Below are 16,066 nucleotides of genomic sequence, written 5' to 3'. Positions count from 1 at the left end.
AACCGTAAATAAACCTTTTTATCTACGCGCCATAGTATATAACAAAGTCAGGTAAAATTGCGAGCTTAGTCCAGAGATAAACGCATTGCTAAATTATGTACTTTGCTGTTACTTACAATGTGGCTTTTAGCTGATATTTCAAGGGGATTAATCGATGTGGGTATGGGGAAATTTAGACACAAAAAAAGGAGCTAAAAAGCTCCCCTTTTGATAATCAAGTTCTTAGCGACGTAGGCCAAGCTCTTTGATTAACGCAGTATAACGCGAGATATCTTTACCTTTAAGGTAATCAAGCAGTTTACGGCGAGTGCTTACTTTACGAAGCAGACCACGACGTGAGTGGAAGTCATGCTTGTGATCAGCAAAGTGACCTTGAAGCTTGTTGATATCAAAAGTAAGTAATGCTACTTGTACTTCAGGTGAACCAGTGTCGCCTTCAGCGCGTGCGAATTTAGCAATGATATCGATTTTTTCTTGATTGCTTAGTGACATAATAACTCCAAAAGTTAAATTTAATAGGTGCTTTAGCCGATCACTAATTCAGCCAAAACGATTAAGCGGGCGTATTCTACCAATTATCAGCATAACTACAAGTTAAACTTTACTCTGGTTGTTGATTAGACAAGCCGCGCTTTGACTTTAAATGGCCATCAGGATTACGTTCGCCCGTACCAATAAATATTCCGTCAGCCAGTACCTTTATTGCACCTTCAGGCAGGGCTTTACCCAACACCACAGCTTGACCATGGCTAAATGCCATTCCCTGCTCTTTAGTAATTTCCACAACGGGTAAATCAACTAACGCGGTGTCCATTGGCAATAATAGTTCGTCAAGGTAAGTTGAAGGCGCAACGTCTTGTTCTTTCGCTTGATTTAATAACGCTTCTAACTGCTCAAGTGTGACCATTTTATCTGCAGGGTAATGCCCAACAGCACTACGATGCAGCATAATCACATGCGCGCCGCAGCCTAAGTTTTCACCTAAGTCATCAACGATAGTACGAATATACGTACCTTTAGATACATGTGCAGTCATTTGTATCTCGTTAGCTTGCTCATCAAACTCATCAAGCGTTAAGCTAAATACGTTAATTTTTCGACATTTGCGAGGAACTTCTATACCTTCACGCGCATATTTATATAAAGGTTTACCTTCATATTTAAGCGCTGAATACATTGATGGATATTGGTCTGACTCACCTAAAAACTTAGCAATCTCTTCGCTTAGTAATTGGGAAGTAACATTCACATCGCGAGTTTCGACCACTTCGCCATCAGAGTCTGATGTGGTAGTACGTTCACCTAGCTTAGCTCGAACAACATAGGTTTTATCTGTATCGAGTAAAAACTGGGTAAACTTAGTCGCTTCACCAAAACAAATTGGCAGCATGCCGGTCGCAAGCGGATCAAGCGCACCTGTGTGCCCCGCTTTTTGCGCAAAATAAATACCTTTAGCCTGCTGTAATGCCTTGTTTGATGAAATGCCTTCTGGTTTGTTTAACAACAAAATACCATCAACTGGACGGCCTTTACTGCGTCTTGCCATTAGTCTTTAGTGCCTTCTTCGCTATCTGTTTCATCATCAACATGCTTAGCATTATCTTCACGAATGATAGAGTCCACTAAGTTAGAGATGCGCATCCCTTCCATTAATGAGTTATCAACCACAAATTTAAGCTCTGGCATAATACGTGCGCGAATACGCTTACCTAGTAACGAACGGATATAGCCCGTTGCTTCGTTCAGTACTTTTGCACTCTGTTTTGCTGCATTTTCGTCTTCAGTGTTAAACACCGTGATAAAAACTTTGGCATAAGATAAATCGCGTGATACTTCTACCGCAGACACTGTCACCATGCCTAAGCGCGGATCTTTAATTTCGCGTTGTAGAATCACAGCAATTTCTTTTTGAATTTGCTGAGCAACACGATCAGTGCGAGAAAATTCTCTCATTTCACTTTCCTAAAATTATAACTTATTGAAAAACAATAACAAGTTAACTAAATAATGGATACACAAATGGGGGCTGAGCCCCCATTTAAAATCTTAGCATAGGGTATGTTGGGCTATCGAGGTACGACCTTGAATGTCCAACAACACCTAACAACAATTAAAGACTACGTTGTACTTCAACTGTTTCAAATACTTCGATTTGGTCACCAACGCGAACGTCATTGTAGTTCTTAACGCCGATACCACATTCCATGCCGTTACGAACGTCTTGTACGTCATCTTTAAAGCGACGTAATGACTCAAGTTCACCTTCGTAAATAACCACGTTATCACGAAGTACACGAATTGGTGCGCTACGTTTGATAGTACCTTCAGTAACCATACAACCAGCAATTGCGCCAATTTTTGGAGACTTAAATACATCACGTACTTCAGCAAGACCAATGATCTCTTGTTTAAACTCAGGAGCAAGCATACCAGACATGGCTTGCTTAACTTCTTCGATAAGTGCGTAAATTACGCTGTAGTAACGAAGGTCTAAGTTTTCAGAGTCAATCACTTTACGCGCTGATGCATCGGCACGAACGTTAAAGCCAACTACGATTGCGTTAGACGCTGCAGCAAGAGTTGCATCTGTTTCAGTGATACCACCAACACCAGAACCAACAATCTTCACTTTTACTTCATCAGTAGAAAGTTTAGTTAGTGAGTCTGAAATTGCTTCAATTGAACCTTGAACGTCTGCTTTAAGTACCACGTTAACTTCAGACACGTCGCCTTCAGTCATGTTAGTAAACATGTTTTCAAGCTTCGCTTTTTGCTGACGCGCTAATTTAACATCGCGGAATTTACCTTGACGGTAAAGTGCAACTTCACGTGCTTTACGCTCGTCTTTAACTACTGTTGCTTCATCACCCGCTGCTGGAATACCAGAAAGACCTAAAATCTCAACAGGAATAGAAGGACCCGCAGATTTAATGTCTTTACCGTTTTCATCGCGCATTGCACGAACACGGCCATACTCAAGACCACATAATACAATGTCACCTTGGTTAAGCGTACCTGATTGAACAAGGATAGACGCTACTGGACCACGGCCTTTATCAAGACGTGATTCAATTACAACACCTGCAGCCATACCTTCGCTAGGTGCATTTAGTTCTAACAGCTCAGATTGCATTAATACTGCTTCTAAAAGGTCATCAATACCAAGACCTGTTTTAGCTGAGATGTGAACGTATTGCGTATCACCGCCCCAATCTTCTGGGATAACGTCTAGCTGAGCTAGCTCGTTTTTAACGCGGTCTGGATCTGCGCCTTCTTTATCCATTTTGTTAACAGCAATGATTAAAGGAACGCCAGCTGCGCGAGCATGCTGTACCGCTTCTTTAGTTTGTGGCATTACACCATCATCGGCTGCAACTACTAGGATTACGATATCAGTCGCTTTTGCACCACGAGCACGCATAGATGTAAACGCGGCGTGACCCGGAGTATCTAAGAAAGTGATCATGTTGCCGTTAGTTTCAACGTGGTATGCACCAATATGCTGCGTAATGCCACCGGCTTCGCCTGAAGCAACTTTAGCTGAACGAATGTAATCAAGCGTTGACGTTTTACCGTGGTCAACGTGACCCATAACAGTTACTACTGGAGCACGAGGCTCAGACTTACCATCTTCATGGCGGTCGTTAAGTACTGTTTGCTCTAATTCGTTTTCTTTAACGATGATAACTTTATGGCCCATTTCTTCTGCAACAAGTTGCGCAGTTTCTTGGTCAATAACTTGGTTAATCGTAACCATGTCACCCATTTTCATCATTGTTTTTACAACTTCAGCGCCTTTAACAGCCATGCGTGACGCAAGCTCAGCAACTGTAATTGTTTCACTAATACGCACTTCGTTTTTAACATCAGCCGTTGGTTTTTGGAAACCGTGCTGTAATGACGCTGGCGCTTTTAGCTTACCTTTTTTACCTTTAGACGCTGCAAATTTATCTTTTGCTGGCGCTTTTTTCTTTTTCTTCGCACGGCGTGAGCCTTGCTCTTCGCGAGCATCTGCTACATCTTCTGCTTCACGTGCGTAAGTTGAAGTCGTAAGGTGGTGATCCGCGGTTTCTTCGCGTTTCTTACGTTCTTCTTCTTCTTTCTTCCAGCGTGCTGAATTCTCTTCAGCTAGCTTTCTTGCCTCTTCTGCTTGACGTTTCGCTTCTTCTTCAGCTTTCTTCAATGCGGCCTCTTCTGCTTCTTTTTGCAGACGCTCAGCTTCGATGCGATCTTTCTCAGACTTAGCACTTTGCTCAGGGGTCATCTGCTGTTGTTTCGCTTTACGCTCAGCATCTGCTTTGCGTTTAGCTTCTTCTTTGGCTTTACGATCAGCGTCTTCTTTCGCTTTACGTTCTGCCTCTTGTTTCGCTTTCAATTCTGCGGCTTCTTGTTCAGCTTTTTGCTGCTCTTCAAGACGCGCTTTTTCTTCAGCGGCTAGACGTTGCTGTTCTTGCTCTTGCTCAACAGCACTTTTTTTCACGTAAGTGCGGGTTTTGCGAACTTCAACTTGCACAGCCTTTGCTTTACCCGTAGAGCCAGTCACACTTAATGTGCTTTTGCTCTTACGTTGCAATGTCATACGCGCTGGACCTTCAGATCCAGTACCGCCATGTTGCTTGCTTAGGTGATCAAGTAACGTTGCTTTTTCAGCTTCTGTTACATTATCGCCTGCTTGTTTAGTAATACCGGCTTGTGAAAACTGCTGTAGCAATTTATCAACAGTTGTACCTATATCACCGGCTAGTTTTTCAACATTTACTTCTGCCATAGTCTCTAATACCTCCGTTAATAAATTACTCGTCTGCAAACCAACAAATATTACGTGCAGCCATAATTAGCTCGCCCGCTTTCTCTGCAGATAGCTCTGTAATATCTACAAGCTCATCAATGCCTTGCTCAGCTAAGTCTTCAAGTGTTACTACACCCTTACTTGCCATAACAAATGCTAAATGACGCTCTAAGCCTTCAAGCGCAAGTAAGTCTTCAGCAGGCTCAGCGCCTTCTAAGCTTTCTTCCGTTTTAAGGGCTTTCGTTGTTAATGCATCTTTTGCACGTGAACGTAATACGTCCACTGTTTCTTCATCTAAGCCGTCGATTTCTAAAAACTCAGAAGCAGGTACATACGCAACTTCTTCAAGTGTTGAGAAACCTTCGTTGATAAGTAATGACGCAAACTCGTCATCAATATCTAAGTTTTCAGTAAATAAGTTAATTAACTTATCTGACTCAGCTTCGTTCTTAGCGCGCATTTCATCAACGGTCATTACGTTTAATTCCCAGCCAGTTAACTGGCTTGCTAAACGTACGTTTTGACCATTACGACCAATAGCTTGTGCTAAGTTATCAGCTTCAACAGCAATATCCATTGAGTGAGTGTCTTCATCCATTACGATTGAAGCCACTTCTGCTGGTGCCATTGCGTTAATAACAAACTGTGCTGGGTTGTCATCGTAAAGTACGATATCAACACGCTCACCGCCAAGTTCTGACGATACCGCTTGAACACGTGCGCCACGCATACCAACACACGCACCTACAGGGTCTATACGCTTATCATTAGACTTAACTGCGATTTTAGCGCGTGAACCTGGATCACGAGCTGCGGCACGTAATTCAATCATCTCTTCGCCAATTTCTGGCACCTCAATGCGGAATAATTCCATCAGCATTTCTGGTTTAGAACGGGTTACAAATAATTGTGCACCACGTGCTTCTGGTTTAACTTCATATAGAAGACCACGAATACGATCGCCTGGGCGGAAGTTTTCACGTGGCAGCATGTCGTCACGGTAAATAACCGCTTCGGCGTTATTACCTAAATCAAGTACGATTGCATCACGCGTTGCTTTTTTAACAACACCCGTTACTAGCTCGCCTTGCTGATCTTTGTACGCTTCAACCACTAAGGCACGCTCTGCTTCACGTACTTTTTGTACGATTACTTGCTTAGCCATTTGTGTTGTTATGCGGTCAAATTTAATTGATTCAATCTGCTCTTCTACGTAGTCGCCCATTTTCAAGTCTGGTTCTTCAACTTGAGCAGCTTCTAACGTGATTTCGCTGTATGGATTCTCTAAAGAACCATCTTCTAATACTTCAGCTATTTGCCAGCGACGGAATGTATCGTAATCGCCAGTTTTACGGTCAATTGCAACACGTACATCAATTTCACCATCATGCTTTTTCTTTGTCGCTGTCGCTAATGCGAACTCTAGAGCTTCAAAAATCTTTTCTTTTGGAACCGCTTTCTCATTGGAAACGGCTTCAGCAACCAATAATATCTCTTTTGCCATGGGTAATGCCTCGCTTGCCCTATTCCTTCGCACTCGAATTAAAACTTTGCGATTATGTTCGCACGTTCAATGTTACTAAGCATGATTAAATGCTCTGCACCATCGCTAGATAATGTGATCATATCGCTGCTAACTGCTATTAAGTCGCCTTTAAAATTACGGCGACCGTCTTGTGGAAGCTTAGTACGCACGCGTACTTCCTCTCCTTGCGCCTGCTCGTAGTGATCTTGTTTGAATAATGGACGATCAACACCAGGAGACGACACTTCCAAATCATATTCGTTTGTAATCGGGTCTTCGACGTCTAAAATCGCACTAATTTGACGACTGGCATCTGCGCAGTTGTCAACTGAAATTCCATCCTCGTGAGCAATGTATACTCTTAAGGTAGAATGGCGACCCGCTTGTACAAACTCAAGACCATGTAATTCAAAGCCTAGCATTTCTACCGCAGGCGTTAACATGGTTACTAAATCTTGTTCAAGTTTTGTCACGAAAATCCTCCATACAAACAAAAAAAGGGCTTATAGCCCTAAAATACTGAGTTTAAATTTTGATTTAATCGATAAACATTAAATCAAACGGTGCAGATACAACAACGCCCCGAACCAAGCGGGGCGTCACACCAAAAAACGAAAAACTGTGTGGCCTAGGGCCAAGCTTGGTTGCGAGTCAGTACCCTGACCAAATTAAACTTCATTAGCTTAAACGCAAAACGCGCATTACTTAGAATGCGCGATATAAAGTAGTAAGTTTAAACCTACTATTAAGATTGGTTGCGGGAGCCGGATTTGAACCAACGACCTTCGGGTTATGAGCCCGACGAGCTACCAGACTGCTCCATCCCGCGCCAATAGATAAAAAGTTAATAACTTAATATCGCTGTTAGTAAATTTTATAACCTACTAAACAATGGCCGCTATTATAAGGATGTGCCGCTAAATTAGCAACCATAATAACTAATAAGTTGATAAAAAAAGCAACCTAGTTTATCGCCTTACCTACACTATGTTTGCTATAAAATTTGAATCGTTACAATCAACCGCTGTATTAAATTGCATTCGGTGCTCTATTATCGGTAACCTGAACTTTGGATAATAAATCTATCTCAAGCAGCTATTTTCAGCGCTAACTGCGTTGAATTTACTTGCAATAGGCTAGCTATTGACGCGTAATTTCGCCTTGTTTTCACTGAAAATCTCTGGCTAGAGAAAATAAACATAAATATCATTTTTGATTTAATATGTTAGTAAACCTCTTAACCAGAGTTCAGGTTAAGCATACTTTAAGAAATAGATCGCTTTTAAAAATATCACGTATAAGAGTGAATTTTGGCTAATTATGAAAAAATACAACACACTAAGATTGATTTTAGGTGATCAGCTCAATCCTGCTCATTCGTGGTTTAAAGACAAATCAGACGACACCGTATTTGTTATTGCTGAGCTTATGCAAGAAGCACACTATGTAAAACACCATGTGCAAAAAATATCAGCCTTTTTTAAAGCCATGGAAAACTTCGCTAATGCATTAAAAGATGCTGGCTTCAATGTTTTACATCTCACGCTAGATGACACCAAAGACGATGATGACTTACCCGCTCTTTTAAAGCGTTTAGCCAAGCAGCATGAATGCACCTCTATTGAATATCAATACCCAGATGAGTACCGTTTAAAAACACAACTTCACGAATTCGCGACTAATAGCGAGTTAACGGTGAATGCCTGTGACAGCGAGCATTTTTTATTAGCATTTAACGACATAGATAAACGCTTTAAAAAAGATAAACACGTCACTATGGAGCATTTTTATCGGGCAATGCGTAAGCAGTTTGATATTTTAATGGAAGATGACAAACCTGCCGGTGGGCAATGGAACTTTGATGCCAATAACCGTAATAAGTTTTCAAAAAGTGATTTAGCCGATATCCCCAAACCCAAATTATTTAAAAATGATGTTAGCGCCATTATTGAGCGTTTAGATAAACATAAAATAAATTACTTTGGACAGATAGACACGCAATTAAGCTGGCCAACAACCCGTAAGCAAGCAATAAGTGCGCTTGATCATTTTTGTGCACATTTACTGCCTCGCTTTGGTCAATTTCAAGATGCGATGACAGATCAATGCCCTGATAAGGATACCTTTTATCACAGCCGATTATCGTTTGCGTTAAATGCCAAAATTTTACCCCCTCGCTATGTTATCGACCGTGTTGTTAAAGAGTACCAACAACGTCAAGATGAAATATCTATTTCTCAGGTTGAAGGCTTTATTCGCCAAGTACTGGGTTGGCGCGAGTATGTGCGTGGCGTGTATTGGAAAAACATGCCCGATTACGCCAACAAAAACCAGCTTAATGCAACTCGTGCACTGCCGAGTTATTTTTGGAATGGTAAAACAAAAATGAATTGCTTAAGCCACTCATTAACACAAAGCTTAGACAGCGCGTATGCCCATCATATTCAGCGCTTAATGGTAATAGGTAATTTTTGTTTATTAACCGCCATCAGTCCCGATGAAGTGGATGAATGGTATTTAGGTGTTTATATTGATGCTATTGAGTGGGTAGAAATGCCTAACGCACGAGGGATGAGCCAGTTTGCTGACGATGGCATCATTGCCACTAAGCCTTATGCGGCTAGCGGCAACTATATAAATAAAATGAGTGACTACTGTAAAAGCTGCCAATACAAAGTGAAAGAGAAAGTGGGCAAAGATGCGTGTCCGCTAAACAGCCTTTACTGGCAGTTTATGCAAAAACACCGAGAGCGACTTGAGAAAAACCCACGAATAGGGATGGTTTATCGTAATTGGGATAAACAAGATGAATCATTACGCCAAGCAACCTTAGAGCAAGGTAACAACTATTTAAATAATATTGAAAAGCTTTAAATATAAATGCCGTCAATTGGCGGCAGCATTCTTGATAGTTAATATTAAAGTACCAAAATAGGTAATATTGTTAATTAAATGTTTAATTTATTTGTCATGGCAATGTAATGAGCTTATTTTTTAATAGCACCTCTTACTCCAAACTATGATGAGAATAAAATGAAAAAACAATTAATTGCAGCGACACTTTTATTACTCGGTACAAGCCAAGCTCAAGCTTTTAGTCAAGAAACTCACAAACGTATTGTTCTTGATGCCGTAAATTATATGCAGCAACACCCAGCCAGCACCGAATATGCTGCCCTACGTCAGTACGCTGCACAAAACAATCTGACAATCTCTGAATTAGCCGAGCTGCTAGGACAAGCGGCTTATGATGTAGATGACTTTGAAGACACCTTTTTCTGTGGTGCCATTACAGGTTCGTGTGTTCAAGCGCCTGTATGGGGAGCAGCGCAAAGTATAGTTAAATATACAAGCTATTGGCATTTTCAAAATCATACCCAAGGTGCAGACCAACATGGAAACGATTTTGGTGGTTATAATTATGAGAAGCTCACCGTTTGGGGCACTATTGATAATCTTGCATCTGCTTGGCTTAAAGGTGACTACCTTGATGATGGTAAAGGGGGAGAAACAGGTTGGTTCAATGCCGACTCTTCAAAATATAACAGTTATGGTGTAACAGAATCTCACTACAGAATCGATAGCAACTCAACCTATTCTATGTACGATGACTTTGAAGAAATGCCATTTCAACCTATCGATAATTTAGGGCAATATTGGTATCAAAGTTACTTACAAAGCGGAAATCCTCAAGTATTAGGGTTTGTATTTCATACGACTGATTTATTACAACCTCACCACACATGGACCACATCAGACCTTAACCACTCTAGCTGGGAAAGTTGGGTAAAAGATTACTATGATCAAGAGCAGCTCAACGATTTATCACTCGTTACTCAAGCAATGCAAACGTTCTCGCCTTTAGATAAAAATAGCCAAGATGTTCGCCCATTATTAACTCAAGGCGGTTCATTTTCTTATGCACAGGGTGGAATTGTACTCAATTCAAAAGATCATTTTGATCGCCTTAATATAGCTAAGCAAGTAGTGCCCCATGCAATAGCAATGGTGGTGCACTTATTGAACCACGCCATGGTTGCTCGCTAATGAAAAAAATGGCTATTTTAGTGATTACATTACTAGGGGCGTGTTACCACTCCCTAGTAATGGCCTCATTTACACAATACAGTAGTGATGAAGTTAACTTTATGCATCGTGCTTATTTAAAGCACAAACCTGAAATTACAATCAATGAAGTTAGAACTCGTCTGTATGAGAATCAGTTTTTGTTACAACAAGCAGCGCTAAAAACACCTGCAATAATAAAACGACAATCTGCCGTTGGTTTTAGTACTCAATACCATGTTGAACGTTACTTAAAAAATCTGTTCGATTCGCAATTAGCTATAAAGGCACAGTCAAGTCAGGTAAAGCTTGACACTTATGATAGCCATTGGCTTAAACACACATTAGGGCCCTACCCTAAAAATGGTCAATATGTGCAAAGCTTGATTAAAAAAATGCAGCAGATCGATTTAACCCCTATTTTGTATAATTCTATTAATTTATATGAATTTATCGATACACTATCAATGCAGGTACGTTTTAAACTCCATAGAGGAGATAGTGAACTATTCAAAAGTGAATTAATAAAAAAACGGCAATTCAATATAGCGTTTTCAAAAGCCAAACCGATTTTGGCAAAACAGAATATTGATATTGAACATCTGTATGAAATAGCTAAAGGAGATATTTTGCGACCCTCCATTCAAAGCTGGCTAGGCATAAATACAATGATGCACATGCAGAGCCCTGTTCTTGAAAAGCTAGAGCAACAAGTAAACAAAAGCGAAATTAAAGCGTTTTATCAAGCAAATAAATCGCAGTTTAAATTTTTAAGTCAGGTAAAAGCCCACGGAGCTCAATTTGCTAATCGAGCCAATGCTGTAGACTTTCGCACGTTGGCGGATAACAAATCACTTGAACAAGCATTAGTAATATCAGGAAAACAAGATATATATGCTCAATACAATAGTGAATTAAACCGCAAAAACAAAAGTAGTTGGGTTGTACAACTTGCGTTCACAACTAAAGAAAACACCATTTCCGCTGTTATACGTACACCTAGTGGTGAATGGGTGGTGATACACAGTTATGAGCATCAGTTTGATTACTTTTTGCCAGAAGATGAAACCGTTCGATACCAAGCAACAAAGGCCATCGCAAAACAAAAAGCGGCACAACAGTATGAAAATAACTGGCTCAAGTGGCAAAATAAGACGGGAGTAATTTTATGAGTAAAAAAAATTTCGTTTCTGTCATTGCTTTAGCTTGTGTTGGTATTTACACACTTTTCACTCATTATACTAGCAAACCAACAATAGAGAATATTGATGGCCTTGACCAAGCTAAAAGTGTCAAGCAAACAACGTCCCTTGAGCTGACAGCTGATGACATGACTCAAGAGTTGGAAAGCACGCAATTGAAAACGGCTACAATTAGTAACACTAGTCCTCCCCCCTTGCCAACAATAACCTCTGTGGCCTATTTACCTAACATAGTAAAAAATACTCAGCCAGTGGCTCAGTACAGTGGTGATTTAAATAATCACCAGGCATATCAAGATTTCCATCTTGAACAGCAAAAACAGCTAGAACAACGTTTTGTTATTGCTGCAAAAGCCAAAATATTAAAGCTTGAAGACTTACTTGCTAAAGGCCGACAAAAAAAGCTTTCACAAGAACAACTACAAGTTGCAATAGATAAAATTAACGCTTTAAAACAAATGCAAATAGATTTAAAAGACTAACAACGCAAAAAGCCGCCAAATGGCGGCTTTTCACAGGGAAAATACGTGTGCTATCTAAGCTATTTACTTTCTAGCATATTGCCTGAGCCAATTTCAATTTTTCGCGGCTTCAGCGCTTCTGGGATCTCACGCTCAAGATCAATACTCAGTAAGCCGTTGGCTAGGTCTGCGCCAAGTACTTTAACGTGGTCACCTAACTGGAACTTACGCTCAAAGTTGCGCTCGGCAATGCCTTGATGAATGAATTTACGTTCATCGTTTTGTTCTTTACCTGCTTTAGTGCCCGATACAACTAACGTGTTGTTTTCAGATTGTAGGCTTAACTCGTCTTCACTAAATCCAGCAACTGCCATAGTGATACGGTATTTGTCTTTATCAAGCGCTTCGATGTTGTATGGAGGAAAACTTGGCTGCTTGTCAGTTCGTGCAGCGGCATCCATTAATGATGCTAAGTGATCGAAACCAATGAATGAACGGTATAGGGGTGATAAATCTACTGTACGCATAATAATATCCTCATATTTAAGCGATATATTGCTGCCACTTTTCGTTTGAACAAGTAACGGCAAAATTTAATTAATAATATAATTTTCAAATAGTTCTGTTTAAATGAAGACCCATCAGGCGTCCTCAAATAACTATTTATGGGCGGACAATTTTATTTCAAGATTTTTTTATAAAATATTTTTTATTTTTTACAGGCCCTGAAAAAAGCGAACACAATAATCGTTTTTTGCACTGTAATAAATAATGAAATTAGTTACACTAGGGTCAACTAATTTGAGGAGAGCGTTATGTTAACAGTAATTTTTGGCCGTGAAGGCTGCCCTTTTTGTGTTCGCGCTAAAGATGTTGCAGAGCAACTTGCTAATGACCGCGATGATTTTAAATACCGCTACATCGACATCATCAAAGAAGGCATCAGTAAAGAAGATTTAGAAAAGTCTGCAGGCAAGCCATGCCCGACTGTGCCACAAATTTTTGTAGACCAAACACACATTGGTGGTTTTACAGAATTTGAAGCCTACGCCAAAGAAAACCTAGGCCTTTACCAGTAAATTTGTAGGTATATTGTTAACCAGCTTAATTAACGCACAACTTGGGCTGGTTAAATTTCGACCAACATCAAACACATATAAATTAGTTGTAATTTATACAAGCATTTGCCTCGTATTTCCTATACAATGCGCGCCTCTTTAAATTCGTTGAGGCGTATTAATGTCAGAACCAGTCACGTTTGAATCTCTAAATCTTTCTCCTGCAATTTTAAAGGCAGTTGAAGAGTTGGGTTACAAGACACCATCTGAAATCCAAGCTCAATGTATACCGTTATTGCTAGAAAGAAAGGACGTACTGGGACTAGCACAAACGGGTACAGGTAAAACAGCAGCATTTGCACTGCCATTACTAAATAATATTGACCCGTCTGTGAAACAGCCACAGATCCTTGTACTCACACCAACCCGTGAGCTTGCGATCCAAGTAGCTGAGGCATTTGAACAATATGCAAAACACACTCGTGGTGTTGAAGTACTGGCACTATATGGTGGCCAGAGCTACAGCATCCAGTTGAGCGCACTTCGTCGTGGCGCACAGATTATTGTTGCTACACCGGGTCGTTTAATCGATCACATAAACCGTGGCACTATCAAGTTTGATGCTTTACAAGCACTTGTACTTGATGAAGCCGATGAAATGCTACGTATGGGCTTTATCGATGATGTTGAAAACATCATGGAAAAAACGCCGCGTGAAAAGCAAACATGTCTTTTCTCTGCGACTATGCCTAAGCAAATTCAAAACATCAGCAGCAAATATATGAACAATCCTGAACAGGTTCATATTTCTGCACGCAACTCAACTGTATCGTCAGTAGAGCAAGTGTTTTGGAATGCACACGTACATAAAAACAAAGCCATTGTCCGTTTCTTAGAAGCAGAACAATATGAAGGTGCTATTGTTTTCGTACGTACACGTAACGATACAGTACAACTAGCTGAGTTATTAGAGCGCGAAGGTTTTTCTGCTGCGCCGCTTAACGGTGACATGAACCAGCAAGCGCGTGAGCGCACAGTTGATCGTTTAAAAAGCGGCATGCTAAACGTTGTTATTGCAACAGACGTAGCGGCACGTGGTCTTGATGTAGACCGTTTAAGCTTAGTTATCAACTACGACATTCCACAAGATTCTGAAGCCTACGTTCACCGTATCGGCCGTACAGGTCGTGCTGGTCGTACTGGTAAAGCGATTCTTTTCGTTAAGCATAACGAGCGTTATTTACTTAAAAATATCATTCGTCATACTAAATCTGAAATCGCACAAGTTGAATTACCAACAGCTAAAGTTGTTGAAGAGAAACGTATTAATGCGCTTCAAGAAAAGCTTACGCTTGCACTTGAAAACAAAGATATTACTTTCTTTAACGAAGTGGCTGCCAACATGGCACAAAAACTTGAGCTTGCTCCTGAAGACTTAGCGGGTGCATTACTGTGTTTAGCACAGCAACAATCGCCAATTAAAGTTGAAGAAGTTAAGATTCAACCGCGTGAGCGTAACGAACGCAACCCTCGCAACGACCGTAATGATCGTGGTGACCGTGGCCGTCGTAACGAACGTGGCGGTGAGCGCGCTGAGCGTAAACCTCGCGAGCGTAATAGCCGTGATGCAGGCCCTATGGATACGTACCGTATCGAAGTAGGTCGTGAGCATGGTGTTCAGGTTAAGAACATTGTTGGTGCAATTGCTAACGAAGCAGACATTTCAAGCAAGTTTATTGGTGACATTCGTCTTCACGACAGTCACAGTACGGTACAATTACCGCAAAACATGCCTAAAGATGTACTTGATCACTTCCAAAAAGTGTTTATCTGTAAACGCCCAATGGGTATGACATTAACACAAGATCAAGGCCCTTCTGAGCCACGCGGCGAGCGTTCTGAACGCCCTGCTGGTGACAAGAAGCGTAGCTTTAATAAAGATGGCCAACGCCCTGATAAGCGTAGCGGCCCTCGTAAAGAACGTCGCCCAGTTAGCTTCACCGCTAAGTAAGCAACGACTCTTTAGTAAAAAAACCTTGCCACGAAAGTGCCAAGGTTTTTTTGTGTCTGAAATTCAGGTATCAGGTCAGCTTAATCTTCGTAACTCGAAGCCGCAAGCCAGTATTAGGTACTTAACTAACATATTGAATTAAAAATATTTTGTTTGTTTTCTCTAACCAGAGATTGCAGTAAAAACAAGGCGAAATTACGCGTCAATAGCTAGCCTATTGTAAGTAAGTTCAACGCAATTAGCGTTAAAAAAGCTGCTTGAGATAGCTTAATTATCCAAAACTCAGATTAATTAATGTGTATAAACATGTTTTCTTTGATTTTTAAAACAATAAAATTTATGTAAACTAAGCAAAGGCTATAATTCATGGACGAATTAAAAATTGAAAAGAAATTACGATAACTTACTCTTTGTAGTAATAATGTTACCTATTTTATTATGCATCATTATTCCTATTTTAATGGACTTTACAGATCCACCATTTATCACAAATGAAATATACGACGTTATTTTCTTTATAGCATTCCCTATTATTTGTGGCGCATCATTCATCTATTTAAATATACTTGTATTCAATAAATATAGACGCTGCAGTAAATACAGGAAGCATCTTAAATATAGTTTTTCAGATACAAAAACGAAATTATCATTAATATTCGCGTACCCATTAATCCCTTTGTTAATCTATGCAAGTCTCTATTTTTTATTCTCTGCCCCCATTAAATTATGGGCTTACTACACGCAAGGCGACTATTGGTATAAGGAATATATCCTAACTGATGTACAAAAGTGTGGTTCTGATTATGAAGATAATTGTACTCGTTTATATTTTAAAGATCCTAAAACAAACGAAACTCATGATTTTAGGTGGTACGATGATAAGTCTACAATAATGAATAACAAAAACGATTATGTTTATATTTTTGGTGAGGCTAGTTTGTTTGGTTATATAGTG

Annotated in this window: 13 protein-coding genes and 1 tRNA gene; 6 read left to right on the top strand and 8 right to left on the bottom strand. The window is 40.2% G+C overall.

Annotation, left to right across the window (positions count from 1 at the left end; translation table 11 throughout):
* Positions 1 to 222 precede the first annotated feature (222 nt).
* From rpsO to FHG08_RS08965, 7 genes are all read right to left on the bottom strand, one after another.
* Positions 223 to 492, bottom strand: a complete 270-nt coding sequence (rpsO, locus tag FHG08_RS08995; RefSeq protein WP_006793376.1) for a 30S ribosomal protein S15 — start codon at positions 490 to 492, stop codon at positions 223 to 225.
* Positions 493 to 601: 109 nt separating this feature from the next.
* Entirely contained in the window at positions 602 to 1,546 is a 945-nt protein-coding gene (gene truB, locus FHG08_RS08990; protein ID WP_054202156.1) for a tRNA pseudouridine(55) synthase TruB, read from the bottom strand.
* Entirely contained in the window at positions 1,546 to 1,953 is a 408-nt protein-coding gene (gene rbfA, locus FHG08_RS08985; RefSeq protein WP_008467148.1) for a 30S ribosome-binding factor RbfA, read from the bottom strand. The genes truB and rbfA overlap by 1 nt, the downstream gene beginning before the upstream one ends.
* Before the next feature lie 157 nt (positions 1,954 to 2,110).
* Entirely contained in the window at positions 2,111 to 4,768 is a 2,658-nt protein-coding gene (gene infB / locus FHG08_RS08980; protein ID WP_054202155.1) for a translation initiation factor IF-2, read from the bottom strand.
* A 25-nt stretch (positions 4,769 to 4,793) separates the two neighbouring features.
* Positions 4,794 to 6,293 carry a transcription termination factor NusA gene (nusA, locus tag FHG08_RS08975; RefSeq protein ID WP_010391392.1) on the bottom strand — a complete coding sequence of 500 codons (1,500 nt, stop codon included), beginning with the start codon at positions 6,291 to 6,293 and terminating at the stop codon, positions 4,794 to 4,796.
* A gap of 38 nt (positions 6,294 to 6,331) precedes the next feature.
* Positions 6,332 to 6,787: a ribosome maturation factor RimP gene (rimP, locus tag FHG08_RS08970; protein ID WP_008114543.1), complete on the bottom strand. Its 456-nt coding sequence runs from the start codon at positions 6,785 to 6,787 to the stop codon at positions 6,332 to 6,334.
* Positions 6,788 to 7,066: 279 nt separating this feature from the next.
* Positions 7,067 to 7,143 (bottom strand) — tRNA-Met (locus FHG08_RS08965).
* Between the two features lie 491 nt (positions 7,144 to 7,634).
* Between FHG08_RS08965 and FHG08_RS08960 the strand changes: the two genes are divergently transcribed.
* The 4 genes from FHG08_RS08960 to FHG08_RS08945 all read left to right on the top strand — a co-directional run bounded on the left by FHG08_RS08960 (position 7,635) and on the right by FHG08_RS08945 (position 12,063).
* Complete coding sequence (locus FHG08_RS08960) at positions 7,635 to 9,188, top strand: cryptochrome/photolyase family protein (RefSeq protein ID WP_178955588.1); 1,554 nt, start codon at positions 7,635 to 7,637, stop codon at positions 9,186 to 9,188.
* A 159-nt stretch (positions 9,189 to 9,347) separates the two neighbouring features.
* Entirely contained in the window at positions 9,348 to 10,361 is a 1,014-nt protein-coding gene (locus FHG08_RS08955; RefSeq protein ID WP_138606217.1) for a phospholipase, read from the top strand.
* On the top strand, positions 10,361 to 11,551 hold the full coding sequence (locus FHG08_RS08950; RefSeq protein ID WP_178955586.1) for a peptidyl-prolyl cis-trans isomerase: 1,191 nt from the start codon (positions 10,361 to 10,363) through the stop codon (positions 11,549 to 11,551). The genes FHG08_RS08955 and FHG08_RS08950 overlap by 1 nt, the downstream gene beginning before the upstream one ends.
* Positions 11,548 to 12,063, top strand: coding sequence for a hypothetical protein (locus FHG08_RS08945; RefSeq protein WP_178955584.1), 516 nt, complete (start codon positions 11,548 to 11,550; stop codon positions 12,061 to 12,063). Before FHG08_RS08950 ends, FHG08_RS08945 begins: the two co-directional genes overlap by 4 nt.
* Positions 12,064 to 12,122: 59 nt before the next feature.
* Here FHG08_RS08945 and FHG08_RS08940 read toward each other — a convergent pair whose 3' ends face one another.
* Positions 12,123 to 12,569 carry an Hsp20 family protein gene (locus FHG08_RS08940; RefSeq protein ID WP_016899448.1) on the bottom strand — a complete coding sequence of 149 codons (447 nt, stop codon included), beginning with the start codon at positions 12,567 to 12,569 and terminating at the stop codon, positions 12,123 to 12,125.
* A 288-nt stretch (positions 12,570 to 12,857) separates the two neighbouring features.
* Here FHG08_RS08940 and FHG08_RS08935 point away from each other — a divergent pair, with 288 nt between their 5' ends.
* Positions 12,858 to 13,121: a GrxA family glutaredoxin gene (locus tag FHG08_RS08935; RefSeq protein WP_008114535.1), complete on the top strand. Its 264-nt coding sequence runs from the start codon at positions 12,858 to 12,860 to the stop codon at positions 13,119 to 13,121.
* Positions 13,122 to 13,281: 160 nt separating this feature from the next.
* Positions 13,282 to 15,111, top strand: a complete 1,830-nt coding sequence (locus tag FHG08_RS08930) for a DEAD/DEAH box helicase (RefSeq protein ID WP_054202149.1) — start codon at positions 13,282 to 13,284, stop codon at positions 15,109 to 15,111.
* The last annotated feature ends 955 nt before the right edge of the window (positions 15,112 to 16,066 follow it).

This window comes from Pseudoalteromonas sp. Scap03 (assembly GCF_013393115.1).
Taxonomy (GTDB): domain Bacteria; phylum Pseudomonadota; class Gammaproteobacteria; order Enterobacterales; family Alteromonadaceae; genus Pseudoalteromonas.
The sequence above is the reverse complement of the archived record's forward strand: the minus strand, read 5'-3'. Positions and strand labels throughout refer to the sequence as shown.

Coding starts and splice junctions, on each gene's coding strand:
- nusA (WP_010391392.1), bottom strand. CDS start 6,293: ATGGCAAAAGAGATATTATTGGTTGCTGAAGCCGTTTCCAATGAGAAA.
- FHG08_RS08955 (WP_138606217.1), top strand. CDS start 9,348: ATGAAAAAACAATTAATTGCAGCGACACTTTTATTACTCGGTACAAGC.
- truB (WP_054202156.1), bottom strand. CDS start 1,546: ATGGCAAGACGCAGTAAAGGCCGTCCAGTTGATGGTATTTTGTTGTTA.
- FHG08_RS08930 (WP_054202149.1), top strand. CDS start 13,282: ATGTCAGAACCAGTCACGTTTGAATCTCTAAATCTTTCTCCTGCAATT.
- rpsO (WP_006793376.1), bottom strand. CDS start 492: ATGTCACTAAGCAATCAAGAAAAAATCGATATCATTGCTAAATTCGCA.
- FHG08_RS08940 (WP_016899448.1), bottom strand. CDS start 12,569: ATGCGTACAGTAGATTTATCACCCCTATACCGTTCATTCATTGGTTTC.
- rbfA (WP_008467148.1), bottom strand. CDS start 1,953: ATGAGAGAATTTTCTCGCACTGATCGTGTTGCTCAGCAAATTCAAAAA.
- FHG08_RS08945 (WP_178955584.1), top strand. CDS start 11,548: ATGAGTAAAAAAAATTTCGTTTCTGTCATTGCTTTAGCTTGTGTTGGT.
- FHG08_RS08960 (WP_178955588.1), top strand. CDS start 7,635: ATGAAAAAATACAACACACTAAGATTGATTTTAGGTGATCAGCTCAAT.
- FHG08_RS08935 (WP_008114535.1), top strand. CDS start 12,858: ATGTTAACAGTAATTTTTGGCCGTGAAGGCTGCCCTTTTTGTGTTCGC.
- infB (WP_054202155.1), bottom strand. CDS start 4,768: ATGGCAGAAGTAAATGTTGAAAAACTAGCCGGTGATATAGGTACAACT.
- FHG08_RS08950 (WP_178955586.1), top strand. CDS start 10,361: ATGAAAAAAATGGCTATTTTAGTGATTACATTACTAGGGGCGTGTTAC.